This is a genomic window from Streptomyces cucumeris (assembly GCF_024295805.1).
GTDB lineage: Bacteria > Actinomycetota > Actinomycetes > Streptomycetales > Streptomycetaceae > Streptomyces > Streptomyces cucumeris.
The window spans coordinates 19,373-45,337 of record NZ_JANCLX010000051.1; the positions used below are offsets into that span (position 1 = coordinate 19,373).

General features: G+C 70.9%; 10 protein-coding genes, 1 other RNA gene and 2 pseudogenes. 4 read left to right on the top strand and 9 right to left on the bottom strand.

Annotated elements, in window-relative coordinates; genetic code table 11:
* Positions 1-53: 53 nt before the first annotated feature.
* From NMK44_RS39425 to NMK44_RS39435, 3 genes are read right to left on the bottom strand one after another with little or no spacing between them, the layout of a single operon-like run.
* Complete coding sequence (locus NMK44_RS39425) at positions 54-899, bottom strand: carbohydrate ABC transporter permease (RefSeq protein ID WP_254752577.1); 846 nt, start codon at positions 897-899, stop codon at positions 54-56.
* Positions 899-1,933, bottom strand: coding sequence for a carbohydrate ABC transporter permease (locus NMK44_RS42565; RefSeq protein ID WP_254752578.1), 1,035 nt, complete (start codon positions 1,931-1,933; stop codon positions 899-901). The genes NMK44_RS39425 and NMK44_RS42565 overlap by 1 nt, the downstream gene beginning before the upstream one ends.
* Positions 1,930-3,261, bottom strand: a complete 1,332-nt coding sequence (locus tag NMK44_RS39435; protein ID WP_254752579.1) for an extracellular solute-binding protein — start codon at positions 3,259-3,261, stop codon at positions 1,930-1,932. The genes NMK44_RS42565 and NMK44_RS39435 overlap by 4 nt, the downstream gene beginning before the upstream one ends.
* Positions 3,262-3,455: 194 nt before the next feature.
* Here NMK44_RS39435 and NMK44_RS39440 point away from each other — a divergent pair, with 194 nt between their 5' ends.
* Entirely contained in the window at positions 3,456-4,682 is a 1,227-nt protein-coding gene (locus tag NMK44_RS39440) for a LacI family DNA-binding transcriptional regulator (RefSeq protein WP_308358790.1), read from the top strand.
* Here the strand turns inward: NMK44_RS39440 and NMK44_RS39445 are convergent.
* Together NMK44_RS39445 and NMK44_RS39450 are read right to left on the bottom strand one after the other, a co-directional pair.
* Entirely contained in the window at positions 4,597-5,193 is a 597-nt protein-coding gene (locus tag NMK44_RS39445; RefSeq protein WP_254752580.1) for a hypothetical protein, read from the bottom strand. The genes NMK44_RS39440 and NMK44_RS39445 overlap by 86 nt on opposite strands.
* Positions 5,190-5,990: a MerR family transcriptional regulator gene (locus NMK44_RS39450; protein WP_254752581.1), complete on the bottom strand. Its 801-nt coding sequence runs from the start codon at positions 5,988-5,990 to the stop codon at positions 5,190-5,192. Before NMK44_RS39450 ends, NMK44_RS39445 begins: the two co-directional genes overlap by 4 nt.
* A gap of 96 nt (positions 5,991-6,086) precedes the next feature.
* On the opposite strand from NMK44_RS39450, the gene rnpB reads away from it, so the two are divergent.
* An RNA gene (rnpB, locus tag NMK44_RS39455) (RNase P RNA component class A) lies at positions 6,087-6,488 on the top strand.
* Positions 6,489-6,617: 129 nt separating this feature from the next.
* Here rnpB and NMK44_RS39460 read toward each other — a convergent pair.
* The 4 genes and pseudogenes from NMK44_RS39460 to NMK44_RS42955 all read right to left on the bottom strand — a co-directional run.
* Positions 6,618-7,448, bottom strand: coding sequence for an SAM-dependent methyltransferase (locus tag NMK44_RS39460; protein ID WP_254752582.1), 831 nt, complete (start codon positions 7,446-7,448; stop codon positions 6,618-6,620).
* 38 nt (positions 7,449-7,486) lie between these two features.
* Positions 7,487-11,455 (bottom strand): annotated as a pseudogene (locus NMK44_RS39465) (type I polyketide synthase); the annotation flags it as partial.
* Positions 11,456-11,608: 153 nt separating this feature from the next.
* The gene (locus NMK44_RS42950; protein WP_428849372.1) at positions 11,609-15,517 is read right to left on the bottom strand and encodes an SDR family NAD(P)-dependent oxidoreductase; all 3,909 of its coding nucleotides are present in this window, start codon (positions 15,515-15,517) and stop codon (positions 11,609-11,611) included.
* A 153-nt stretch (positions 15,518-15,670) separates the two neighbouring features.
* Positions 15,671-23,374, bottom strand: a pseudogene (locus NMK44_RS42955) (SDR family NAD(P)-dependent oxidoreductase); the annotation flags it as partial.
* A 335-nt stretch (positions 23,375-23,709) separates the two neighbouring features.
* Here NMK44_RS42955 and NMK44_RS39475 point away from each other — a divergent pair.
* Both NMK44_RS39475 and NMK44_RS39480 read left to right on the top strand, forming a co-directional pair.
* Positions 23,710-24,300, top strand: a complete 591-nt coding sequence (locus NMK44_RS39475; RefSeq protein WP_254752588.1) for a pyridoxamine 5'-phosphate oxidase family protein — start codon at positions 23,710-23,712, stop codon at positions 24,298-24,300.
* 194 nt (positions 24,301-24,494) lie between these two features.
* Positions 24,495-25,965, top strand: a 1,471-nt coding sequence (locus tag NMK44_RS39480) for a beta-ketoacyl synthase N-terminal-like domain-containing protein (protein WP_254752590.1), incomplete at its 3' end; no start/stop codon positions are given.

Consider the following 25,965-nt stretch of genomic DNA (forward strand, 5'->3'; position numbering starts at 1 on the left):
CGTACGGTTCACGGATGCGGCCGGTGTGCCGCGGGCGTCAGTTCACGGCGGCGTCACCCCTTCACCGCCCCGGAGGTCATCCCGGAGATCACCGACCGCCGGAACACCAGGACGAGGATGGCGATGGGCACCGTGGCCACCATCGCACCGGCGAAGATGGTGCCGTAGGGGACGGTGTACTGGCTGCTGAACAGGGCCATGCCGACCGGCACCGTACGGAAGGAGTCCTCGCTGTTGAGGGTGAGCGCCATCAGGAACTCGGCCCAGGTGGCGGTGAAGGTGAACACCCCGGCGGTGAACAGGCCCGGCCGCGCCAGCGGCAGGATCACCGAGAGGACCGTGCGCAGCGGACCGGCGCCGTCCACGGTGGCCGCCTCCTCCAGCGCCCGGGGCACCCCCAGCAGGTAGTTGCGCAGGATCCAGATGGAGAACGGCAGGTTGAAGGCGATATAGGGGATGATCAGTCCCTGGTAGCTGTTGAGCATCCCCGCCGAACGTTCCAGCAGGTACAGCGGGGTGACCACGGCGATGGCGGGGAAGACCGAGATCATCAGCAGTGCGATCATGATCGGTCCGCGGCCGCGCATCGGGAGCCGGGCCAGCGCGTAGCCCGCGAAGAAGGCCAGGGCCAGCACCACGACCGTGGACACCACGGACACCAGCGCGCTGTTGAACAGATAGCGGCCCAGGCTGTTGCCGCCGAACGCGTCCGCGTAGTTGCCGGTGGTCGGGTGCCCGGGGAGGAGAGTGGGCGGGCTGGCGCTGATCTCGCCGGTGCCCTTGAAGGAGGCCGTGGCCATCCAGTACAGGGGCGCGGTGGTCAGCACCACGATGATCAGGGCGCCGATGTTGACCACGTTGATGTACCGCCGCCAGCCGCGGGTGGTCTGGTTCCTCATCACCGGCCTCCTTCGTCCACCTGGGCCCGGAAGGCACGCAGGAAGAGCAGACAGCACCCCATGACCAGGGCCGCCGTACTGGTGGCGACGGCCGCGCCGGGTCCGATGCTGAGGTTCTGGAAGAGCGTCTTGTAGCCGAGGATGGCCAGCGACTGGGTCGCCGTCCCCGGTCCGCCCTGGGTGAGCACGAACGGCAGGTCGAAGACGCCGAACGCCTGGAGGGTGCGGAACAGCACCGCGATGGCCAGGATCGGCCGTAGCTGGGGCAGGGTGACCCGCCAGAAGGTGGTCCAGGGGCCGGAGCCGTCGATCTCCGCCGCCTCGTACACGTCCCTGGGGATCTGCATCAGCCCGGCGAGCACGATGATGGCCACGAACGGGGTGGTCTTCCAGATGTCGGCCACCGCCATCGCCGCCATCGCGGGCACCGGACGGCCGAGGATGGCGGGTTCACCGCCGCCGAGCGCCTCGATCGCCCAGGTGACCACACCGTAGGTGCCGTTGTAGAGATAGCCCCAGAGCTGGGCGGCCACCACGTTGATCATCGCCCAGGGCAGCAGCAGGACGGCCAGGATCCAGCCGCGCGCCGCGCCCAGCCGCTCCAGGACCAGCGCCGCGGCGGTGCCGAGCGCCAGTTCCAGGACGACGGTGACCAGGGTGAAGCCGAGGGTGAAGACGAGCGATTCGAACCACGCCGAACTGTGCGCCAGCGCCGCGTAGTTGTCGGTGGTGAAGCCCTCGATCCGGAAACCGCCGTAGCTGAGGCGCACCTCGGAGAAGCTGAGCACCACCGAGAACAGGATCGGGAAGAGCGTGACGGCCGCGATCAGGGTGAGGGCGGGGGAGGCGTAGAGCCAACCGGCGCGGGCCAGCCGGCGTTCGGTGGTGCCGCGGCCGGTGCCACGGGCTGTGCCGCGGCGCGCTGTCCGGCCGGTGGTCTTCCCGGTGGTCTTCCCGGTGGTCTTCCCGGCGGTCCGGGCGGCGGCTCCGCTCGGTTCGCCGGTCGTGGTGCCGGTCGTGCCGGTGGTACTCACAGCGCCTTGCCCTCCAGTGCCGCGGTGATGTCGGAGCGGGCGGCCCGCAGGGCGCCGCCGACCGGTTCCGAGCCGCCGATCGCCGAATTGACCTGGGTGTAGACGGCCTTGCTGACCTGGGGGTAGTACGGCGTCTGCACCGGACGGGCGACCAGCTTCAGCCGCCGGGTGGTGGTGATGGTCGGATCGCCGGTCCTCGCCGCGGCCGGACCGTCGAGCACGGTGTCCATCGCGGGCAGCACCCCGGCCTCGCGCAACAGCATCATCTGCGCTTCCTCCCCGGCGCAGAAGCGGGCGAAGGCGACGGCGGCGCCGAGGTTCTCCGAGTTGGGGTTGATGAAGTTGCTCCAGCCGCCGAGGCAGGCGTAGCCGGAGTCCGGACGGCCCTCGAAACCGGGCCGCGGGACCACGCCCACCTTGCCCGCCACCTTGGAGGCGCCGTCGGCCTCGGACATCCCCCAGGCGTAGGCCCAGTTGCGCAGGAACACCGCCCGGCCGCCCGCGAAGGCGTCCATGGCGTCCTGTTCGGCGAAGGTGGTGACCGCCGACGGTGTCACTCCGGCGTCGACCAGCCCGCGCAGATAGCTCACGGCACGCTGTGCGGGTTCGTCGGCGACGGCGACACGTCCGGAACGGTCGAGCACACTGCCGCCCGCGTCGGCCAGGAACTCGGTCACGACGCAGGTGAGGGATTCGCTGACGGAGCCCTGCCAGACGAAGCCGTAGTCGGCGTCCCCGGCGCGCTGGATCCGCCGTGCGCCGCGCTCCAGCTCCTCCCAGGTCCTGGGCACCGGGATGCCGTGCTTGGCCAGCAGGTCCTTGCGGTAGAAGAGATAGGCCGCGTCCGTGTAGCAAGGGAACGCGTACACCTTGCCCTTGAGGCTGGACGCCTGCATCAGCGCCTGCGGATAGGGGTCCCAGAAGCTCTCGGGCACCAGCGAATCCACCGGCAGCGCCAGGTAGTTGGCCCCGAACTGGGCGGGCCAGGTGGTGTCGCCGAGATATACGTCCGGGGTCGTGGAGCCCCCGCCGATCTGGGTGGTCAGCGCCACGCGGTTGCCGTCGGTGGTGCTGAGTCCCTTCACGATCTCGACCCGGATGGTGGGGTTTTTGCGGCGGAACGCCCGGATGATGGCGGGGCGCATATCGCCCCCGTCGCGGGCGGGTATCTTCCCCGCCCACCAGCGCACGGTCACCGGTCCTTCCGGTGGCCGTTCCGCCTCGACCAGCAGGTCGTCCAGGTCGTTGGTCCCGCACGCGGTGGTGAGACCGGCGGTCATGGCGATGCTGCCAGCGCTTGCAAGCAGCGTCCTGCGGCTCAGGGCCATGCGCTCTCCTCCCGTTCCCGTCAGGGCTGCCTCTCTGACAGCGTTTGCAAGCTAGGCGGGCGGCGGGAGAGGTGTCAACGGGCGTACTGGCGAAAGTTCGAGGAGAATGCCGGTGATCTTCGAATGACAGCGTTGCCAAACTGTAGTGGCCGGGTCCTTGTCGGTGGCGTCCGGACGCGTGCTACGGTCCCGCCATGTCCGCAGCTTCCGACGGCCCTGACGGCCTCGCCGGTCCTCCACCCCCGGACCGCGCTGCCAGCGCTGCCACCGATGGTCCGGACGCCCCGGCCGGGGTGATCGGCTCCGGGGTTTCCACGGGTTCCGAGGGCTCAGGTGCCTCAGGGGATCCAGGCGGCCACGGTGACGACGCCACCATGGCCGATGTCGCCGAGCGCGCGGGCGTCTCCGTCTCCACGGTCTCCCGGACCCTGCGCGGACTGTCGAGCGTGTCCCCGCAGACCCGCGACCGGGTCGAAAAGGCCGCCCGTGAGCTGTCGTTCGCGGTCTCGCGCAGCGCCTCCAGCCTGGTCACCGGCAAGACACGGCGGATCGCCGTCCTCACCCCGCACCTGGACTCCTGGTTCCTCGGCAACACCATCGCCGGGGTGAGTGCGGTGCTGCGCGAGGCCGAGCTCGACCTGCTCGTCTACAGCGTCACGGACGTGGCCGAACGCCGCGCGTTCTTCGACCGGTTGCCCGCCCGGCGCAACGCCGACGCGATGCTGGTGACCTGCTTCGACCTCACCCCGGAGGAGCGGGCCCGGCTGGACGCGCTGGGCATGCCGGTGGTCTTCGTCAGTCAGCACGCCCCCGGGCGGCCCAGTGTGTACATCGACGACGCCGACAGCGCCCTGCGCGGGATGCGCCACCTGCTCAACCTGGGCCACCGGCGGATCGCCTTTCTCCAGTCCAGCGACAACACCGGCTTCTACTGGAGCTCCCAGGAGCGGCTGACCGGATACCGCAACGCGCTGGCGGAGGCCGGGCTGCCGTACGACGAGGAGCTGGTCCTCTACCCGGTGGCCCGCCACCGCCGCGGTATCCGTGAAGCCGTGGGCCAGCTCCTGAGCCTGCGCAACCCGCCGACCGCCGTGTTCGCCGAGTCCGACGAGGTGGCGATCGAGGTCATGGGGCTGCTGCGTTCCGCGGGTGTCGACATACCCGGCCGGATATCCATCCTCGGCTTCGACGACCACCACTTCTCCGAATGGCTGGACCTCACCACCGTGGCCCAGCCGGTGGAGGAGATCGGCCGCGCCGCCGCGGAGCTGGCCCGGTCGATCATCGACGACCCGGAGGCCGATCCGGCCCGCCACATCGTCTTCCCCACCCGGGTCATCCCGCGGGGGAGCACCGCCCCGCCCGCACCGACGGAGGCAGCGCGGCGAGAAGCCGGTCCGGCTCGTCCGCATGACATCTGACCGTATGGACCGCGGCGCTCCCGCCCCGGGGGAGCGCGGCCGTGACCGGTTCGGACAACTCGATGACCAGGCTGGTCCGTGAGCCGACGGCCAGGGTGAGCACCCCGTCCCGGGCCTCGGCCCCGTCCGAGCCGAACCGGGAGGCCCGCCGCGCCGAGGCGATCAGCTCCACCGGGATCCGCAGATCGTGGCGGTGGCCGTGGCGCAGCCGCAGCACGCCGGGGGAGCCGGGGGTGTCCGGCGACACCACATGGGGGTGGACGACACAGGCCGCGTGCAGCTCCAGCACCCACAGCACGGTGTACACATCGAGCACCAGGACCACGGTGTGCACCACCGGCCACGACCACAGCAGGACCGCCATCCCCACGGTCTCCACCACACACACGGAGGCCAGCGCGTACACCGTGGACCCGTTTCCCTGGGCGTAGCCGAACGCCGTGTCCCGCGCCCCGATCCCGTCCCGCCGCCGGGTCACCCACAGCGCCAGGGTCCGCATCAGCCGGATCACCGGAGACGCTCCTCGATCATCCGGATGGCCCGGCGCACGGCCTCGGCCTGGGCGGGCGCGAAATCCGCGAAGAACGCCTCCATGAAGGCCGTGCCCCCTGCCCCCGCCGCGGTCTCCCCGTGCTGCTGCATCCCGGCGACGATCTCGTCCGGCAGCGCGTCCGTCAGCGCCCGCGCGGCCTCCTCCACCCGCGGATCGGCCACCTCCGCGTCGGCCAGCGCGTCCAGCAGGGCGTACACCTCGTACGCCCGCTCCATCGCGCCCGGTGTCCCCGTGATCGCGGTACGGAACAGCGTGAGCATCCGCTCGGCCTCCTCCGGCACCGCCACCGCCTCCATCAGCGCCAGGAACTCCCGCTCCCGCGCCGCCATCCGCGGTTCAGGGCCGGGCAGCGCCGCCGAGGCCCGCGCCATCTCCCCGAACAGCGCGGCCAGCCCCTCCGACACCGGTCCCTCCGCGGGCAGCCCGCCGTCCTCCGCCTGCCGCAGCAGCCCGGCCAGCCGCGCCCGCCGCTCCCGGAGCACCTCCTCCTGCCGGGCGAGATCGGCGTCCAGCTCGGCCAGCACCTCGTGCAGCTCGCGCCCGGCGTCATCGGCGATCACATCGCGCACCTCGTCGAGGCCGAGCCCCAACTCCGCCAGCCGCCGCACCCGCGCCAGCGCGATGGCGTCCCGCAGCCCGTACACCCGGTAGCCGTTCGCCCGCCGCCGTGGCTCGGGCAGCAGTCCCAGATGGTGGTAGTGCCGCACGGTCCGGGTGGTGACCCCGGCCACCGCGGCCAGCTCTCCGATCCTCATGGGCCCAGTGAACACATTGACGCCACGGCAAGGTCAACGCCGCCGGCGGCGGCCGCCCACCCCCGCCGCTGCGGGTAGCATGGTCGACACGGCGGACGAGCCGGCCGGGCGGTCGCGTCGGGTCCCTTCGGGGGCCCGCCGAGGAACGTCCGGGCTCCACAGGGCAGGGTGGTGGCTAACGGCCACCCGGGGTGACCCGCGGGACAGTGCCACAGAAAACAGACCGCCGGGGACCTCGGTCCTCGGTAAGGGTGAAACGGTGGTGTAAGAGACCACCAGTGCCCAGGGTGACCTGGGCAGCTAGGTAAACCCCACCCGGAGCAAGGTCAAGAGGAGCCGCCTCGGCGGCTCTGCGCGGACGATCGAGGGCTGCCCGCCCGAGTCCGCGGGTAGACCGCACGAGACCGGTGGCAACGCCGGTCCTAGATGGATGGCCGCCTCCCCACGGGCCGCGAGGCCCGCGGGAGACAGAACCCGGCGTACAGGCCGACTCGTCCGCCTCACCTCTCTGGCCTTGGTCGGAGCGGTGTGCCAGCGGGGTCGTATCGGGGTCGAATCTGGCGGGTCGGCGACGGCCTGCGCTCGTGACCAGGCAGCTTCCAGGTCGCGCGCCGACCGGCAACGCGCTTACGGCGTCTTGCGCGCCGTGGCCACCAGGTAGCCGAACTCCGGCAGCGTGGACAGCGGATGCACCAGGACCTCGATCAACTGTCGGGCCGCGTCACCGAACTGCTCCTCCAGTGCGCTGCGGTGCTCGCTCGCGCCATCGGCCATGATCCGCAGCGTTCGCCTGGTGTGCTCACTGACGTCCAGCAGCTCCTCCAGCTCCAGGCCCGCGCCGGTGATCAGGGCCCGGTAGTCGTCGATGCCGGGAAGTTCGACGATGGCGAACTTCGCCTTCGCGTCGTCGAGTATGTCCTGGTACTCCGGCCTGATCGGTTCACGTTGGCACGTGTCCGCGATCACCAGGCGGCCGCCGGGGCGCAGTACACGCCTCATCTCCGCCAGCGCGCGGGAACGCTCCATGTGCATGAGCGATTCAAACGCCCAGGCCACGTCGAACGAGGCGTCCGGATAGGGCAGCGCCATCGCGTCGGCATGATCGAACCGGACGCGATGGGACAGGCCCGCCACCGCGGCGCGGGCATTGGCCTCCTGCGCCTGCCCCGAGTTGATCGTGACGCCGGTGATGTCCGCCTCGACCGTACCGGCCAGGCGGAGCGCGGGCGTGCCGATACCGCAGCCGACATCCAGCATCCGCTGGCCGGGCCGCAGCCCCAGATGCTCGATGAGCAGGTCGGTGAGCCGATCTGTGGCGACGTCCACGGAACTGTCGTCCTCGTCGGAAAGCCAGTATCCGTAGTGGAAGTTCTCACCCCAGAAACGCAGGAACATATGGGTGAACACATCGTAGAAGTCCGATACTAACTCTGACTGGGTGTTCATTTTGTCAGTCATGTCCTTCTTCTCTGATCGGGTCTGATCGGGTCGGTGTGTCAGGGATGGGCGGGCCGTCGAGCCAGCCAGCCGCTGATGGCTGAGGCGGTGCTCGCGGCGTGTTCGTCGATCATGCTCAGGTGGGTGCCGGGCACGTCGATCGCGTCGTGGTCGGGACCCCAGTGGACCTGCCAGTGCTCGCCTGTGCGGGGCTGGCCGCCCATCCGTTCGGTGGCGCGCAGCAGCAGTGTCGATACGCCGCCGATGCCGGTGGGTGCCCAGTCGTCGAAAAGCTGTAGGTGGTGTGCCATCGCGGTCAGTTCGGCGCCGCGCAGCGGCTGCGTCGCGGTCCATTCGGCGTACGCGTCGCCGAGCAGGTCGACCTGGATCTCGGCCAGGCCCGTACTGCCGGGCAGATGGCTGTCCAGCAGCACGACTGACTCCGGTGCGGTGTGGAGATCCTTGAGCCGGGCGGCTGCCGTGTGTGCGATCCAGCCGCCGGAGGAGTACCCGACGAGGACGTAGGGGCCGGTCACGTTGGAGAGCACCGTCTCGGCGACCGCGGCCACCAGGTCGGTTCGGGTCGGGGGAAGGGACTCGTGGTCGGCGTAGCCCGTCAACGGCAGCACAGCCATGTTGTGCGTCGTGCGCAGCGTGTCGGCCATCCGAGCGTATTGGTAGACATTGGAGGGAGCCATCACGGACGGGATGCAGACCAGGGTCGGGCCCGCGAACCCCTGGGAGAAACTGACGGGTTCCCGCATCTTCGGCGAGCCGGTACCCATGCGCATCCGGGCGGCGACGGCCAACAGCTCCAACCCGTCCTTCACCTGGTTCTGCGCGCAGGCCTGGGCGAAGAGGACCGGCAGCGGATCGGTCGTCGGCGGCGTCGCAGGGCCCGCGCCCGCCGGCGTCGGAGGCGCCGGTGCGGCGGCGGGGGCGGGGGCGGCCGGTGGTGTTCCGAGGTCCTCGAGCGCGGCGAAGCAGTCGGCCAGATGTGTGGCGACGGCGTGCGGCGTCGGCCAGTCGATGACCAGTGTGCGCGACAGCTCCAGACCGGTGACGGCCCTCAGACGCTCGCTGAGCCAGGTTGCGGTCAGCGAGTCGAAGCCCAGCTCGGCAAAGCCCCGCTGGGGGTTCACGTCGTCGAGCGCGTCGTAGCCCATCAGCCGCGCCACTTGTTCACACACTTCGGCGAGCAGGATCTCCGCCCACTCCTGGCGCGGGCGATCGGCCATCCTGCCGCGTACGGAGGGAATCCCGGTGACCGTCCCGTCCGTCACCGCGTCCGGCAGCGGAGCGCCCGTCCCGCCGACGATGCCCTGGTCGGCCAGCAGGCTCGCCCCCGCCGGCAGGTGATCGACCAGCCAGTGGCGGCGGCGCTGGAAGGCATACGTGGGCAGGTCGAGCTGGGCGGCGCCGGTGCCCGCATAGACCGCGCGCCAGTCGACCGGCACACCGCGGACGAAAAGGGCAGCCACCGCATCCAGCAGCGCGGCCGGTTCGGCCCGGCCCTGACGCAGTGTCGGCACGAAGGCCCGTTCCGGTGCGCCCGGACCGGCCGGCGGCAGGCAGTCCTGGCCGAGGGCGGCGAGGACCCCGCCCGGCCCGAGCTCCAGGTAGGTGGTGACACCGGCCTCGCTCAGGCGCACGACACCGTCGTGGAACCGCACCGCCGCACGGGCCTGGGTGACCCAGTAGTCCGCGGAACGCATCCGCTCGCCCCGGTCCGCTTCGCCCGGAGCGAGCGGCACGATCGGGATGCGCGGCGCGGCGTACGAGATGCGCTCGATCGCCGATCGGAAGTCGGCCAGGATCGGGTCGATCCGCGGTGAGTGGAAAGCGTGGCTCACCCGCAGTTCGCGCGGGTGGAGGCCCTTGTCGGTGAGTCTCGCCATCAGCGTGGTGAGGGTCTTCTCGTCGCCGGAGAGCACCACCGAGGCGGGACCGTTCACCGCGGCGACGGACACGAGGCCGGTGAGCTGATCCAGCATCGGCAGGATGTCTTCCTCGGCCGCACGGACGGCGACCATCGCGCCGCCGGGTGCCATGCCCTGCATGAGGCGCGCCCGGGCGGCGACCAACGCGCAAGCGTCCTCGAGCGACAGGATCCCGGCCACATGCGCGGCAGTGACCTCGCCGATGGAATGCCCTGCGACGAAGTCCGGGCGTACACCCCACGACTCGACGAGCCGGAACAGAGCGGTCTCGACGGCGAAGAGGGCCGGCTGGGCGAATCCGGTGCGGTCGAGCAGGCCCAGCGGGTCGTCCTCGGCGAAGGTCAGGTCACGCAGCGAACGGCCGAGTGGACCGTCCAGGTGCGCGCAGACAGCATCGAACGCCTCGGCGAAGACGGGGTGCTCCGCGTACAACGCGCGGCCCATGCCCAGCTTCTGCGCCCCCTGGCCGGTGAACAGGAAGGCCAGCCGTCCGCGCGCTGTGGTGCCTGCCGTGACCGCGGCATGCGGTGTGCCCCCGGCGAGTGCGCCGAGCCCGGCGAGCAGGTCGTCTCGATCGGCGGCCACGACGACGCCGCGGCTGTTCAGGGCGGCGCGCGTGGTGGCCAGTGAGTATCCGACGTCGGTGAGGTCGGCCGGCTCAGCCCGATGCGTCAGGAAGGTGGCCAGCCGCGCGGCCTGGGCGCGCATCGCGGCCACGGTGCGGCCGGAGACCAACCAGGGAACGGCCGCGAGCGTGCGGTGCGCGACGCCGTCGCCCTCCCGTCCGGGGTCCTCTTCGGGCACCGCCTCGAGAATGACATGCGCGTTGGTGCCGCCGATGCCGAAGGCGGAAACCGCCGCACGCCGTGGCCGGTCCTCCGTCTCCGGCCACGACCGCGACTCCTGCAGGAGTTCGACGTCCCCGGCCGTCCAGTCGACCTCGGTGGACGGTGGGTCGGCGTGCAGCGTCGGTGCCAGCATGCCGTGCCGAAGCGACATCACCGTCTTGATCAGACCGCCCACTCCAGCGGCGGACTGGCTGTGGCCCAGGTTGGACTTGAGCGACCCCAGGAACAGCGGACGACCGGGCTGCCTGTCGCGCCCGTACGTGGCCAGCAGCGCCTGGGCCTCGATCGGGTCGCCCAGTGTCGTGCCGGTGCCGTGTGCCTCGACGGCGTCGACATCGGAGGACTTGAGCCCGGCCGCAGCCAGCGCACGCCGGATCACCCGCTGCTGGGACGGGCCACTTGGTGCGGTCAGCCCGTTCGACGCCCCGTCCTGGTTGATGGCCGAGCCGCGCAGCACCGCCAGGACCGGGTGCCGGTGGCGGCGGGCGTCGGAAAGCCGCTCGATCACGACCATGCCGACGCCCTCGGCCCAGGACGTACCGTCCGCGGTATCGCCGAAGGACTTGCACCGGCCGTCAGGAGCGAGCCCGCGTTGGGTGCTGAACTCGACGAACGAGCCCGGCGTGGCCAACACGGAAACGCCACCGGCCAGAGCGAGTGAGCAGTCTCCGGCGCGCAGCGCTCCCGCCGCGAGGTGCAAGGCGGTGAGTGATGAGGAACAACCGGTGTCGAGGGTCACTGCCGGACCCTCCAGCCCCAGCAGGTAGGAGATTCTGCCGGAGATGATGGCTCCTGCCAGGCCGCCGAGCAGGAGCCCTTCGAACCCGGCCGGGTAGCGCGCCAGCAGGGCCGCGTAGTCGGTCACACTCGGGCCCACGAACACCCCGGTCTCGCTGCCGTGCAGCGAGTGCGGATCGATCCGAGCCCTTTCGAGGGCCTGCCACGATGTCTCCAGCAGCAGTCGCTGCTGTGGATCCAATGCGGTGGCCTCACGGGGCGAGATGCCCCAGAACTGCGCGTCGAAGTCCGCGACGTCGGTCAGGAAGCCGCCCTGCTGGGTGTAGCTGGTGCCCGGGCGATTCGCGTCGGGGTCGTAGAGCGCGTCGAGGTCCCAGCCCCGGTCGTGGGGAAACGGGGTGATCGCGTCCCGCCCGGTGATCGCCAGCTCCCACAGATCCTCCGGTGAGCGCACGCCGCCCGGATAGCGGCAGGCCATGCCGATGATCGCGATCGGCTCGCCGACCCGCCGCTCAAGCTCCTCCGACCGCTTGCGGGCCCGCACGAGGTCTGCCGTGACCAGATTCAGGTAGCTCCGCAGTTTGTGCTCGTTGTCGTCCATCTGCTCCTCAACCCCTCATCCGACGCCACGGCAAGTCCCATGTGTGTGCACGGATCACTCGTCCTCGCGGCCGAGCTGTGTGTTGATGAAGCTGAACAGTTCGTCGTCGGAGGCCGCCGTCAGCGACGCCATGTCGCCCTCGGCGCTCGCGGCCTGCGCCGGGCCCGAGAGCCGGCTGAGCAGTTCTCGCGCCCGGCTGACGAGGACGTCGCGCACGTCCGTCTCCTCGGTCGGCAGCGCGGAGAGCGACGCCTCCAGCCGGTCGAACTCGGCCAGTACCGCGTCCGTCGGCGACGGCACACTGGCGGCCACCTCCGAGCGCAGGAACGAGGCCAGGCTCGTCGGATTCGGGTAGTCGAAGACCAGCGTCACCGGCAGCCGCAACCCGGTTGCCGCATTGAGCCGGTTGCGTAGCTGGACGGCGATCATCGAGTCGAAGCCGACGTCCTTGAAAGCCCGCTTGCGATCGACCTCCTCCGGGGAGTCGTGGCCGAGCACGGCCGCGACATGCGAGCAGACCAGATCGAGCACGGCCGGCTCCCGGTCCTCCTCGGGCAGCGCGGTGAGCTTCTCGATCAGGGCCGCGCCGCGTTCGACCGAGGTCTCGGACTCCGCCGTCGGCAGTCGGCGAACATCCGGCAGGTCGGCCAGCAGCGGGCTGGGCCGCAGCGAGGTGAAGCGGGCATGGAACCGGGCCCATTCGACTCGTGCGACGACCGGGCAGGGTTCGTCCTCGGTGACGATCCGGTCCAGGGTCGCCAGTCCGGAGTCCACCGGCAGCAGGGGCAGACCTCCGCGGCGCAGCGAGTCGGCCATCTCCTCGTCCTCGGTCAGCATTCCGGCCTCCCACGGACCCCACGCCACCGAGATGGTGTGGCCGCCGCGGTCGTGCCGCTCCCGGGCCAGGGCATCGAGGTACGCGTTGGCAGCCGAATACGCGGACTGGTTGCTGACGCCCCAGGTCGCCGAGATGGAGCCGAACAGCAGCACCGTCTGGATGCTGTCGTGGTCGAGCAGCTCGTCGAGGTGCGCCGCACCGAGCACCTTGGCAGCCAGGATGTCGCCGAACCCGGTCAGCGTCGTGTCGGCGATCGGCCCGCCATCGAGGCTGCCCGCGGCATGCACGACCGCGGTCAGCGGGCGCTCGGCGGGAACGGAGGCCAGCAATTCGATCACGGCGGCCCGGTCTGCGACATCGCAGGCCATCACCGAGACCGAGACGCCCTTGGCGGCCAGTTCCTCGACCAGGCGCTGGGCCCCGGCCGCGTCGGCGCCGCTGCGGCTGGCCAGCACCAGATGTTCGGCACCGCGGTCGGCCAGCCAGCGGGCCACTTCGGAACCAAGGCCACCCGTGCCACCCGTCACGAGCACGGTACCGCGCGGCCGCCACTCGGGCGGCTCCTGCTCGGGCACTGTCGCCCGGACCAGACGGCGGGCCAGGACGGCCTGGGATCGTACGGCGACCTCGTTCTCGCCGTTGTCCGCAAGCACACCGGCCAGTTCGGCGACCGCGTGGTCGTCCACCGTCTCCGGCAGATCGATCAGGCCGCCCCAGAGCCGCGGGTGTTCGAGGCCTGCGACACGTCCGAAACCCCAGACCAGCGCCTGGGTGGGCGAGCCGATGCGGTCCTGGGGACCGGCCGCCACCGCGCCCTTTGTCACCGCCCAGACCGGGATGTCGAGTTCGGCGTCGAGCAGGGCCTGGGTGAGCACCACCGTGCCCGCGAGCCCTTGCGGCAGCGCTGACGAGTCCTCACACGGGGTCTCGTCCTCGGCCAGCAGCGACAGCACCCCGACCGGGCTCGTGCCGTTCGCCGCGAGCTCGCGGAGCCGCTGGGCCAGCGCTGCCCGGTCGAGGCTCCCGCACGGTACGGCCCAGGTCACCAGGGAGGGCGCGTGGGCAGCGAGGCGGCGCACGGTTTCCGCGGCCCAGCCCTCGGCCGGCTGCCCCTCGGGGACCACCGCCAGCCAGGTACCGCCGATCGGCGTGGGCGTGCCGCTGGGCAGTGCGCGCCACGTGACGCGGTAGCTCTCGTCGTTGACATCCGTGTCGGCCGCGGTGTCCACGGCGCTCCGGAGCTGTGCACGGCTGACCGGCCTCGCGACGATGGAGTCGAACGAGGCGACGGGCTCGCCCGCGCCGTCGGTGAGCAGCATCGTGGAGGAGTCGGGGCCCTTGCGCCGGAAAGCGACCCGCAGCGAGCTCGTTCCTCGGGTGTGCACGGTGATGCCGTTCCAGGAGAACGGCATCACTGCCTCGCTCTCGCTGTCGATCAGTCCGGCGACCGGCACCTGCAGGGCGGCGTCCAGCAGTGCCGGGTGCAGGCCGAACCGCCCCGCCTCGGCACGGACCGTGCTCGGCAGTGCGACCTCGCCGTACATGTCGTCGCCGTCCCGCCACAGCGCACGGATCCCGGCGAAGGCAGGCCCGTAGGCGTATCCGCGCTCGGCGAGCCGGGCATAGAGGTCGGTCACATCGACCGCCTCCGCGCCGGTTGGCGGCCAGACCGTCAGGTTGCCCGGCACCGGGCCGGTACCGACCGGGGCGAGGGTGCCTTCCGCGTGCAGGATCCACCTGCTGTCGGCGCCGGACCCGGTGCGCCGGGAGTGCACCGTGACCGAACGCCGACCGGTGGAGTCGGCGGCGCCGACCGCGACTTGCACCGCCACACCCGACTTCTCCGAGAGCACCAGCGGCGCCTGAAAGGCCAGCTCTTCCAGACGGGCGCAGTCGACGTGACGCCCGGCGTGGGTGACCAGCTCGACGAAGGCGGCTCCCGGCAGCAGGAGGGTGCCGAGCACGACGTGATCGGCCAGCCACGGCTGGGTCGCCAGCGACCACCTGCCGGTGAAGAGGACCTGGTCCTCGCCGGCGCGTTCCACGGCGGCGCCCAACAGGGGGTGATCGGCGGACGCCAGCCCCAGGTCGGCGGCGCTCGCGGTCACCGCACCTGCGGACTCGACCCACAACCGGCGGTGCTGGAACGCGTAAGTGGGCAGGTCGATGCGTTCTCCGGCGGGAAACGCCGTCCCCCAGCGCACCGTTGCCCCGTGCACGAAGGCCGTGGCCAGCGAGCGGGTGAACGCGACGTCACCGCCGTTCCGCCGCAACGACCACGACGCGGCGACCTCGGTGTTCCGGGCCTCGGCAACCGCCTCGACCGCGTCGACGAGGGCCGGGTGCGCGCTGAGCTCCACGAAGCAGCCGTGCCCGTCGTCCAGCAGAGCCTCGACAGCCGCGCTGAACCGCACCGTCTCCCGAAGATTGCGATACCAGTAGTCGGCGTTCAGTTCGGTGCCGTCGACCCGCCCGCCGGTGACCGTGGAGTAGAACGGCACTTCTGCCTCAGCAGGCGCGATGTCGGCCAGCACGTCGATGAGTTCGGCGTGCAGCTCCTCCACCCCGTGCGAGTGCGACGCGTAGTCGACCAGGAGCGTACGCACCGGGATCTCCTCGGCCGCGAGCGCCGCGCACAGGCTCTGCAGTTCGTCGGCGGCGCCGGAGACGACCACCGACCGCGGCCCGTTGACCGCGGCGACGCCGAGCCCCGGGTGGTCGACGAGCCGCTCCTGGACCCGGGCGACCGGCAGGCCGATCCAGCCCATCCCGCCGCGCTCGGTCAGGCCGGCGATCAAGCGCGAGCGCAACCCGGCGATGCGGGCGCCGTCGGCCGGCGTGAGGACACCGGCCACCACGGCCGCCGCGATCTCGCCCTGGGAGTGACCGACCACTGCGGCCGGCTCGACCCCGAGCGACCGCCACAGCCGGGCCAGGGACACCATCACCGCGAACAGCGCGGGCTGGACCACGTCCACCCGGTCCAGGCTCGGCGCGCCCGGAGTGCCGGTGAGGACGTCCGACAGGGTGGCGCCGTTCCAGTCGACGTGCGGGGCCAGCGCCGCGTCGCACTCGGTCATGGCGGCGGCGAACAGCGGGCTGGTGTTCCACAGGTCGAGGGCCATACCACTCCACTGGCCACCCTGACCTGCGAAGACGAAGACCGGCTGGGTCGTGTCACCGCCGTTGCCCAGCACGACGTCCTCGTGGGAGTCCGTCGTGCCGGTGGCGATCGCCGTGAGCCCCGCGGTCAGCGTGCCCAGGTTTTCGGCGAGCACCACGGCCCGGTGCTCCAGGGTGGCCCGGCCGCTGAGCGAGCGGCCGAGCGCGTCGAGGTCCACCTCCGGGTGCCCGGTGAGGTGGGCGCCGAGCCTGGCTGCCTGATCGCGCAGTGCCGCCGCACCGCGTGCCGAGAGGACGAACGGCTTGACGGATGGTGCGAGCACCCGGTCGGGCGCGGGCGGAGCGGGCGGCTCGCCGAGCTCCGGTGCCTGCTCCAGCACCATATGCACATTGGTGCCGCTGATTCCGAACGCGGAGACGGCGCCGAGCCGGGGCTGGTCGCGCTCCGGCCACTGCTGTGCTGTGGTCAGCAGCTTCACGGCACCGTCCGACCAGTCCACGTGCGGGGTGGGCTCCTCGGCGTTCAAGGTCCGGGGCAGCAGGCCGTGTCGCAGCGCCTGGACCATCTTGATCACCCCGGCCACGCCGGCAGCCGCTTGCGCATGGCCCAGGTTCGATTTCAGGGAGCCGAGCCAGAGCGGGCTTTCCTCGGTGTGCTCCCGCCCGTACGTCGCCAGTAGTGCCTGCGCCTCGATCGGGTCGCCGAGCGTGGTGCCGGTGCCGTGTCCCTCCACGACGTCCACATCGGCAGCGGAGACACCGGCATTGGCCAGCGCCTCTCGGATCACACGCTGCTGCGAGCGGCCGTTGGGCGCGGTCAGCCCGTTGGAGGCGCCGTCCTGGTTCACCGCGGAGCCCTTCACCACCGCGAGGACCTGGTGGCCGTTGCGGCGGGCGTCCGACAAGCGCTCCAGCACGAGCAGTCCGACGCCCTCGGCCCAGCCGGTGCCGTCCGCGTCCGCGCCGAACGCCCGGCAGCGGCCGTCCGCGGAGAGGCCGCCCTGCAGCGTGAACTCCTGGAACACCACCGGTGTGGACATCACGGCCACACCGCCGGCCAGCGCGAGGTCGGACTCACCGGTCCGCAGCGCCTGGGCCGCCATATGCAGCGTGGTCAGCGAGGACGAACAGGCGGTGTCGACCGTCAGCGCGGGGCCCTCCAGGCCGAACTCGTAGGCGATGCGGCCCGAGGCCACGCTGGGCGCCGTTCCGGTCAGCAGGTGGCCATCGAGACCGCGCGATTCGAGCGCGAGCAAGTTGCCGTAGTCATGGGCGCTGAGGCCGACGAATACGCCGGTCTTCGTGCCGCGCAGCGCCGACGGGTCGATACCGGCACGCTCGAACGCCTCCCACGCCGACTCCAGCAACAGACGCTGCTGCGGGTCCATCGCGGTGGCCTCACGAGGTGAGATGCCGAAGAACTCGGGATCGAATTCGGTTGCGCCGGGCAGGAAGCCGGCCGCCCGGGCGTTGGTCGTGCCCGAGCGGCCGGGCTCGGGATCGAACAGCTCGGCCAGGTTCCAGCCACGGTCGGACGGGAACTCCGTGGCGGCGTCCCGGCCCTCCTCGACCATCGCCCACAACGCCTCCGGCGAGTCGATCCCGCCGCCGTAGCGGCAGGCCATGCCGACGATGGCGATCGCGTCGCCGCCGGTGTCCGCCGTGACGATCGCGGGTGCCGCCGACGCGGAGGAGCCGGCGCTGACCACCTCGCCGAGCACGTATGCGGTCAGCGAGGTGAGGTCCGGGTAGTCGAAGACCACCGTTGCCGGCAGCCGCAAGCCGGTGAGCGCGGTGATCCGGTTGCGCAGCTCCACCGAGGCCAGCGAATCGAAGCCGATGTCCTTGAAGCTCCGGTCCGGCGAGAGTCTCGACGCCGACGTGTGCCCGAGCACGGCCGCGGTCTCGGCGGCGAGGGCGTCCAGCACGATCCGCTGCCGGGTGGCCGGCGGCCGGGCGAGCAGACGGCGGGTCCACGAGCCGGCACCGCCGCCGCGCGCGACGGCGGTACGTCGCACCCGTCCGGAGACCTGGTTGCGCAGCAGGGGCGGCACCTCCCCGCGGAACGCGGCCAGGTTGAGCCGGACCGGTAGCACCACCGGGGCGCCGACGGTGAGGGCCGCGTCGAAGAGGGCCAGGCCCTCCTCGTCGGACAGCGCCTTGATACCGGCGCGGGCCATCCGTTCCCAGTCGGCCTCCTGCAGGGCGGTGGTCATATGGCTCGTGGCGGCCCACAGGCCCCAGTCGAGCGAGACGGCGGGCAGCCCCGACGCGCGGCGGTGCCGGGCAAGAGCGTCCAGGAACGCATTGGCGGCGGCGTAATTGGCCTGGCCCGGCGCGCCGAATGCCCCGACGGCGGAGGAGAACAGCACGAAGGCGGAGAGGTCGAGGTCTTTGGTCAGCTCGTGGAGGAGCCAACCGGCGTCCACCTTGGGACGCAACACGGTGTCGACCTGCTCGGTCGTCAGCGAGCCGATGACGCCGTCGTCGCTGGTGCCCGCGATATGCACCACCGCGGTCAGCGGATGTTCGGCGGGGATCGCGGCCAGCACCCCGAGCAGCGATGCGCGGTGGGAGACGTCACAGGCGACAGTCGTCACCGAGGCGCCGAGTTCGGTCAACTCGGTGGCGAACTCGGCCGCGCCGGGGGCATCCGGGCCGCGCCGGCTCGCCAGCACGAGGTGACGTACGCCGTGCTCGGCGACCAAGTGCCGGGCGACCAGGCCGCCCAGTGCGCCGGAGGCGCCGGTCAGAAGCACGGTCCCGGCCGGATCGACGGGCACCGGGATGGTCAGGGCGATCTTGCCGATGTGCCGGGCCTGGCTGAGGAACCTCAACGCGTCCGGGGCCCGGCGGACGTCCCAGGTGGTGATCGGAGGCAGGGTGAGAGCGCCACGGCCGAACAGGTCCAGCAGTTCGGCCAACATCTCCTGGACCCGTTCGGGCGCCACCCCGAGCAGGTCGAACGCCTGATAGCGCACACCGGGGAACGCCTCGGCCGCCCAGTCGGCGTCGCGGATGTCGGTCTTGCCCATCTCGACGAACCGGCCGCCGCGCGGCAGCAGTCGTAGCGAGGCGTCCACGAGCTCGTTGGTGAGCGAGTTGAGGACCACGTCGACGCCACGGCCGTCGGTGGCGCCGAGCAGATCGGATTCGAACTGCGCGGTGCGGGAGTTCGAGATGCGTTCGCGGGGGATGCCGAGCTCACGAACGGCCGCCCACTTGGCGGGGCTGGCGGTGGCGAAGATCTCGGCGCCCAGATGGGCGGCAAGCTGCACGGCCGCTATGCCGACGCCACCGGCGGCGGCGTGGATGAGCACGGACTCGCCGGGTTGCAGGTCGGCCACGTCGACGAGCCCGAAGTACGCGGTCAGGTAGGTGATCGGGACCGTCGCGGCCTGCAGGTACGACCACCCGTCCGGGATCGGTACCACCATCCGGTGGTCGCCCACGGCCACCGGCCCGAACGGCCCGAAGAACAGGCCCATCACCCGGTCCCCGGGCTGGAGACCGATGACTCCCGGGCCGACCTCGGTCACCACGCCGGCCGCCTCGCCGCCGAGCACTTCCTGACCGCGGACCAGGCCCAGGGTGGACATGACGTCCCGGAAGTTCATGCCGGCGGCTCGGACGGCCACCCGCACCTCACCCTCGGCCAGAGGTGCGACCGCCTCCGGTGACTCGATCAAGGCGAGCCCGTCGAACGTTCCGGGATGGGGGGCGGACAGGCGCCAGGCGGCCGACTCCGCCGGCACGGCGAGCGTCGTCGAGGAGGAGACCTTGGCCAGGCGCGGCACCAGGATCGTGCCCGCACGTACGGCGACCTCGTCCTCCCCGGCGTCGAGCGCCGCCACCACGGCCGAGTCGGGCTCGCCGGGCGCGAGGTCGACCTGGACGAGCCGGCCCGGGTTCTCGGCACGCGCCGAGCGGAACAGGCCGTGCAGGGCCGCGCCGATCAGGTCACGGACGTGTTCACCCTCGTACGTGGCCAACGCGCCACGGGTGACCAGCACCAGCCGTGAGGTGGCCAGCCGTTCGTCGGCCAGCCAGTGGCGGACCAGTTCGAGCATCCGGTTGACACCTGAGTGCACGCTTGCGGCCACGTCGTGGCCGTGGTCGTGACCGGGAGCGGCCAGCACCACGGTGGGCACCTCGCCCCCGGCGTCCAGGGCGGCCTGCAGTGCGGGGAAGCCCTCGTACGCCGTGCCTGTCGCGGGCGCGCCGCCGCCCAGGTTCGCCCAGCCGGTGGGCGACGAGGCCCCGGCCTCACCCGCGGAGATCCACTCGATCTCGTAGAGGGAGTCATGGGCCTGGGAAGCACTCCCGGCGATCTGTTCCGCGGTGGCGGACCGCAAGGTCAGCGAGTCGACGGACAGCACCGTGCGGCCGGTCCCGTCGGCGACCAGCAGTGCCACCGTGTCGGTCCCCACCGGAGTCAGCCGTACGCGCAGCGCGGAAGCACCGACGGCGTACAGCCGGACGCCCGACCACACGAAGGGGATGACACCCTGGGTGGTGCCGGTGACCGCGATCGCGTGCAGCGCGGCGTCCAGCAGGGCAGGGTGCGTGCCGTACGCGCCGGCGTCGCCCACCTGCTCGGGCAGAGCCACCTCGGCGAAGATCTCCCCGTCACGCAACCAGGCGGCCTTCAGCCCGCGGAACACCGGCCCGTAGGCGTATCCGGCCGCGGCGAAGGTCTCGTAAAGATCGCTGAGCTCGACTTCCTCGACACCGGCGGGCGGCCACTCGGCCATCTCGGAGTCGTCGCGGCTCACACCAGCGGTCGCTGAGACGAAGCCACTGGCGTGCCGTGTCCAGGCCGCGTCGATGTCGGGGGAGTCCGGGTCCTGCTGTTGCGACCAGATGGTGATCGACCGTCGGCCGGTGGACTCCTCCGGCTCGCCGACCACGATCTGCAGCGCCACGCCGCCTCGCTCCAGCAACAGCGGGGCCTCGATGGTCAGTTCCTCGACCAGCTCACAGCCGACCTGGTCCGCCGCGCGCAGCGCGAACTCGACGAATGCGGTGCCGGGCAGCAGCGTGCGGCCGAACAGGGTGTGGTCGGCAAGCCAGGGCTGGGTGGAGAGCGACAGCCGGCCGGTGCACAGGAAGCCGCCGTCGTCGGCGAGCGAGACGCCGGCACCCAGGAGCGGGGCGTCCACCGAGCGCAGGCCGATCGAACTGAGGTCCTGCCCTCCGACGTGGCTGGTCTCGAGCCAGAAGCGTTCGTGCTGGAACGCGTAGGTGGGCAAGTCGACACGTTGCGCGCCGGTGCCGGCGAAGAAGGCTGCCCAGTCCACCTCGACGCCGGCGGCGTGCAGGGTGGCCATCGCCACGGCGATGCATTCCACCTCGTCGCGCCGGCTGCGGAGGGACGGCGTGACCACGACCGACTCGTCGCCGTAGCACTTGCGTACGTCGCTGCTCATCGACGCGGCGGGGGACAGTTCGATGAACCGGGTGACGCCGCGCTCGCGCAGCGAAGCCACGCCGCCGACGAGGTCCACCGGGTCGCGCATCTGCCGGACCCAGAACTCAGGGGTGCACAGCACCTCGGCGGGCACCACCATCGGGATGGTCGGGGCCGAATAGGTCAAGGTCTCCACCACGGCCCGGAACCGGTCCTGGATCGGCTCCATCGTGACCGAGTGGCCCGCGACGCCGACCCGCAGTGTGCGGGACGCGTGGCCGAGCTCGGACAGGCGCGCCACAGCCGCCTCGACCGGGCCCTCCAGCCCCGAGAGGGTGACTGAGCCCGGGCTGTTGATACCGGCGAGCGAGACGCCCTCGATGCCGGCGATGACCGGCTCCACCACGTCTGCGCCGGCCGAGACCGAGACCATCACGCCGGCGGCCGAGGTCTGGATCAGCCGTGCTCGGGCGGTGACCATGGTGGCCGCGTCCTTGAGCGACAGCACACCCGCGACGTGCGCCGCCGCGATGTCCCCACAGGACTGACCGAGCAGGTGGTCGGGGTGCAGACCCCATGACTCGACCAGGCGGTAGAGCGCCACCTCGATCGCGAACAGCGCGGGATGCGCGTACTCGGGCCGATCCAGCGTCGGGCCGCCCTCGGCGATGATCTGCGGCAGCTCGGGGTCGAGCCACCCCAGCACCTCCGAGTACGCCGTGTCGAAGGCGGGGAACGCGGCCGCGAGCTGGGCGCCCATGCCGATGCGCTGTGAGCCTTGTCCGGGGAACATCACCGCGGTGAGACCGCGGCACTCGGTGCCGACGACCGCCGTGGCACCGCTGCCGCCGCCGGCCAGCAGGTCGAGCTGTGCGAGCAGGTCCTCCTTGGTGCCCGCGACCACGGCGGCGCGGTGCTCGAACGTCACACGGTGCAGCGCGAGCGACTTCGCGACGTCGAGCAGGGCGACATCCTCGTCGGCGAGCCAGTCACGCAGCCGCCTCGCCTGACCGGCCAGGGCCTGCGGAGTACGGGCGGAGAGCAGGAAGGGCACGGCGGTCGGCTGTGCGCTCACCGGCTCGGCCTCGACCGCCTCCGGCGCGGGCGCCTGCTCGAGGATGACATGCGCGTTGGTACCGCTCATGCCGAACGACGACACACCTGCCCGGCGCGGCCACTCGTTCTCCGGCCACGGGCGGTTCTCCGTCAACACCTTGACCCCGCCGGCCGACCAGTCCACTTCGCGCGTCGGCTCATCCACGTGCAGCGTCTTGGGGAGGACGCCGTGGCGCATGGCCATCACTGTCTTGATCACGCCGACGACGCCCGCGGCCGCCTGGGTGTGACCCACGTTCGACTTCAGCGAGCCCAGCCACAGTGGCTCGCCGTCCTTCTTCTTGCGGCCGTAGGTGGCCAGCAGCCCCTGTGCCTCGATCGGGTCGCCCAGCCGGGTGCCGGTGCCGTGCCCTTCGACCAGGTCGACCTGCTCCATCGGCACCTGGCCGTCGGCCAGCGCCGCCTGGATGACCCGTTGCTGGGCGGGGCCGTTGGGAGCGGTCAGGCCGTTGGAGGCACCGTCCTGGTTGATCGCCGAACCACGGATGACGGCAAGGACCGGGTGGCCGTTGGCCTGCGCGTCGGAGAGCCGCTCGAGCAGGACCAGGCCGACCCCCTCCGACCAGCCGGTGCCGTCCGCGGTGTCCGCGTATGCCTTGCACCGGCCGTTGGGCGCGATCCCGCGCTGTCGGCTGAAGTCGACCATGACCAGTGGCGAGCACATCGACGCGACGCCGCCGGCCAGAGCCATCGTGGACTCGCCGCGGCGCAAGGCCCGGATGGCGTAGTCCATCGCGACCAACGAGGAGGAACAGGCGGTGTCGACGGTGACAGCGGGGCCCTCGAAGCCGAAGGTGTACGCGACGCGGCCGGAGAGCACGCTGGGCGCGTTGCCCAGCAGCAGATAGCCGTCGACCTCGCGGGGTGCCGTGACGGTCAACGGCACGTAGTCATGGGTGTTCGAGCCGATGAACACACCTGTCTCGGTGCCACGGAGGGTCTCCGGGTCGATGCCGGCACGTTCGAACGACTCCCAGGCGGCCTCGAGGACGATCCGCTGCTGCGGGTCCATGGCAAGAGCTTCGCGTGGGGAGATGCCGAAGAAATCCGCGTCGAAGTCGGCCAGGCCGGACATGAAGCCGCCCTCGCGGGTGTACGTCTTGCCGGGCTTGCCGGGCTCCGGGTCGTAGATGCTGTCCATGTCCCAGCCCCGGTCGGTCGGCGAGTCGCCGATCGCGTCGGTGCCACTGGCGACCAGCTCCCAGAGGTCCTCCGGCGACCAGACGTCGCCGGGCAGGCGACAGGCCATCGAGACGATGGCGATCGGCTCGGTGTCCTGGGCCTCCATCTCAGTGATCTTCTTACGAGCTTGGTAGAGGTCGCTCGTGACCAACTTGAGATACTGGCGAAGCTTGTCCTCGTTCTCCATACGAACAACCCCATCTGTCTCTGTCTGTTCCAGTGGCCCGGGGACCCCGGAGTGGTCCGGCGTACCCCGGACTTGTCGTGCCTGGACACGTGGCAGGCATCTGCTGAGGCCGGCAGTCCGGCGGAGAGCTTGCGCAGAAATGGCTTGGGTGGGACCACGATCAAAACCGCGTCTGGGCGGTCGCGTGAACAACCATGCTCTTGCGACGTCGGCGCGGGGCACCCCCTAACCCCCCTAGTCGCTGCCCCGATAGTCGCGCGGTTCTTTCGGGGTGTCGGTGTCGCAGTCGCGCTGCGAGCATGAAGCGCGAAAGCCAGACCGGTGCGTTTCGCTGGTCGCCCACAGCGGACGAGCGAAGGGACAGCGACATGACTGCCGAGGTGTTGAAAAACAAGGAGAAGCGGAAGGGGACGCCGGCATTCATCTTCAACCAGACCGCACCGGGGCCAACACAACCGTGGAGCTGGGCGGAGAATCTGCTCGAGTCCGCGTCCACATACTGGCTGGTCACCGCGAGCCCGGACGGACACCCGCACAGCAGGCCCTTGTGGGGTGTCTGGCAGCGGAACACCTTCTGGTTCTCGAGCCAGAACCGCTGCGGTGAATTTCTGAAGGTCAACCCGCGGGCCTCTGTGAACCTGCAGGTCGGCGAGGACGTGGTAATGATCGAGGGCAGTTGCTCCCGAGTGATCGGGGACGACGACATCAACGTGCTCGCCGAAGGAGTCGGGGCGAAGTACGACTGGGAACTCTCGGTCAGCGAGGATCGTGTCCACACGCGTTTCGGCCAGAGCGCTCCGGTGTTCCGACTGAATCCCGAACGGGTCTACGGCTGGGCGGGAATTGCCGGATGGGAGTCCGCGACCAGGTGGGACTTTCCGCAGTCCTGACCGACTGAAATCTGCTGCGCAGTAATCCGGCCGAGAGAATTCGACGCGCCACGGCCGAGAAGATTTCATTCCATTTCGTGGACCGGTGGTGGCGCAGCCTGCGGGAAATCACGCCGCGCTGCAACGCACTGTGTCCGGCGCTCGCTGCCGTGACCTCGCACGACGCAATGTGAACGTGGAAGGGGACGATCCGGGTGGATGTCCAGGCCCAAGGTGGCAACATCGCGGTGGTTGGTGCGTCCTGCCGTTTCCCCGGCGCTGATGGGCCTCGGCAACTGTGGCGCCTCCTGGCCGCGGGACGTCATGCGATCACCGAGCGCCCGCCCGGACGTCGTGGCTCGGACAGGACGGTCGCGCCCCCCTGGGGTGGGTTCCTCGACGCCGTCGACGAGTTCGATGCCGAGTTCTTCGGTATTTCCGCCCGCGAGGCGGCGTCCGTCGACCCGCAGCAGCGACTCGTGCTGGAGCTGGGGTGGGAGGCGCTGGAGGACGCGGCGATCGTGCCGGACAGCGTGCGCGGCGGCCGACTCGGTGTCTTCGTGGGTGCCTTCGCCGACGACTACGCCCATCTCGTGCACCGCAACGGTTCCGCTACGGCGACTCAGCACACCTACCCCGGCATGGAACGTTCGGTGATCGCCAACCGGCTCTCCCACTTCCTGGATGTGCACGGGCCCAGTGTGGGTATCGACAGCGGTCAGTCCTCATCGCTGGTCGCCGTTCACCTGGCCTGCCAGAGTCTGCTCACCGGTGAGTCGGACCTCGCCGTCGCGGGCGGCGTGCAGCTCAACCTGCTGCCGGAGTCCGTGGACATCGCGGACCGTTGGGGGCCACTGTCACCGGACGGCCGTTGCTACACCTTCGATGCTCGCGCGAACGGTTATGTGCCAGGTGAAGGCGGCGGTCTGGTCGTACTCAAGAGGCTCGAGGACGCCCTGGCCGATGGTGACACCCCGCACTGCGTGATCCTCGGGAGCGCGGTGAATCACGGCGGCAACGGTCATGCCCTGACCCAGCCTGATGAGCTCGCACAACGAGACGTCCTGCGCCGCGCTCACGAGCGCGCTCGCATCAGTGCCGCACAACTCCAATACGTCGAGCTGCACGGCACGGGAACACCTGCCGGCGACCCTGTGGAGGCCGCGGCGCTCGGTGCCGTTGCCGGCTCCGCCCGGCCGCGAACGCAACCGCTGCCTGTCGGATCGGTCAAGACGAATCTGGGGCATCTGGGGGCAGCCGCGGGGATCGCGGGCCTCATCAAAGTGGCGATGTCGATCCGCCACCGCCAACTCCCCGCCAGCCTCCATTTCGAGCGGGCGAACCCGGAGATCGCGCTGGACGAGCTCAATCTTCGGGTGCAGCAGGACCTCGGTTCGTGGGAAGCGCCCGATAGCCCCTTGATCGCCGGCGTCAGTTCGTTCGGAATGGGCGGCACCAACTGTCACCTGGTCATCAGTGATGTCCCGCCCGGCTCGACCGCCTCGCGCAGGAAACCTGAGACCGGTGAAGCGGAAGCGGACTCCGGGCGGTCACCCGGAGTGTTGCCGTTTGTGTTGTCGGGTCGTGGGTCGGGGGCGTTGTGTGGTCAGGCTGCTCGGTTGCGGTCGTTTGTGGTGGAGCGGCCGGATGTGGGGTTGGTGGATGTTGCGTATTCGTTGATGGCTG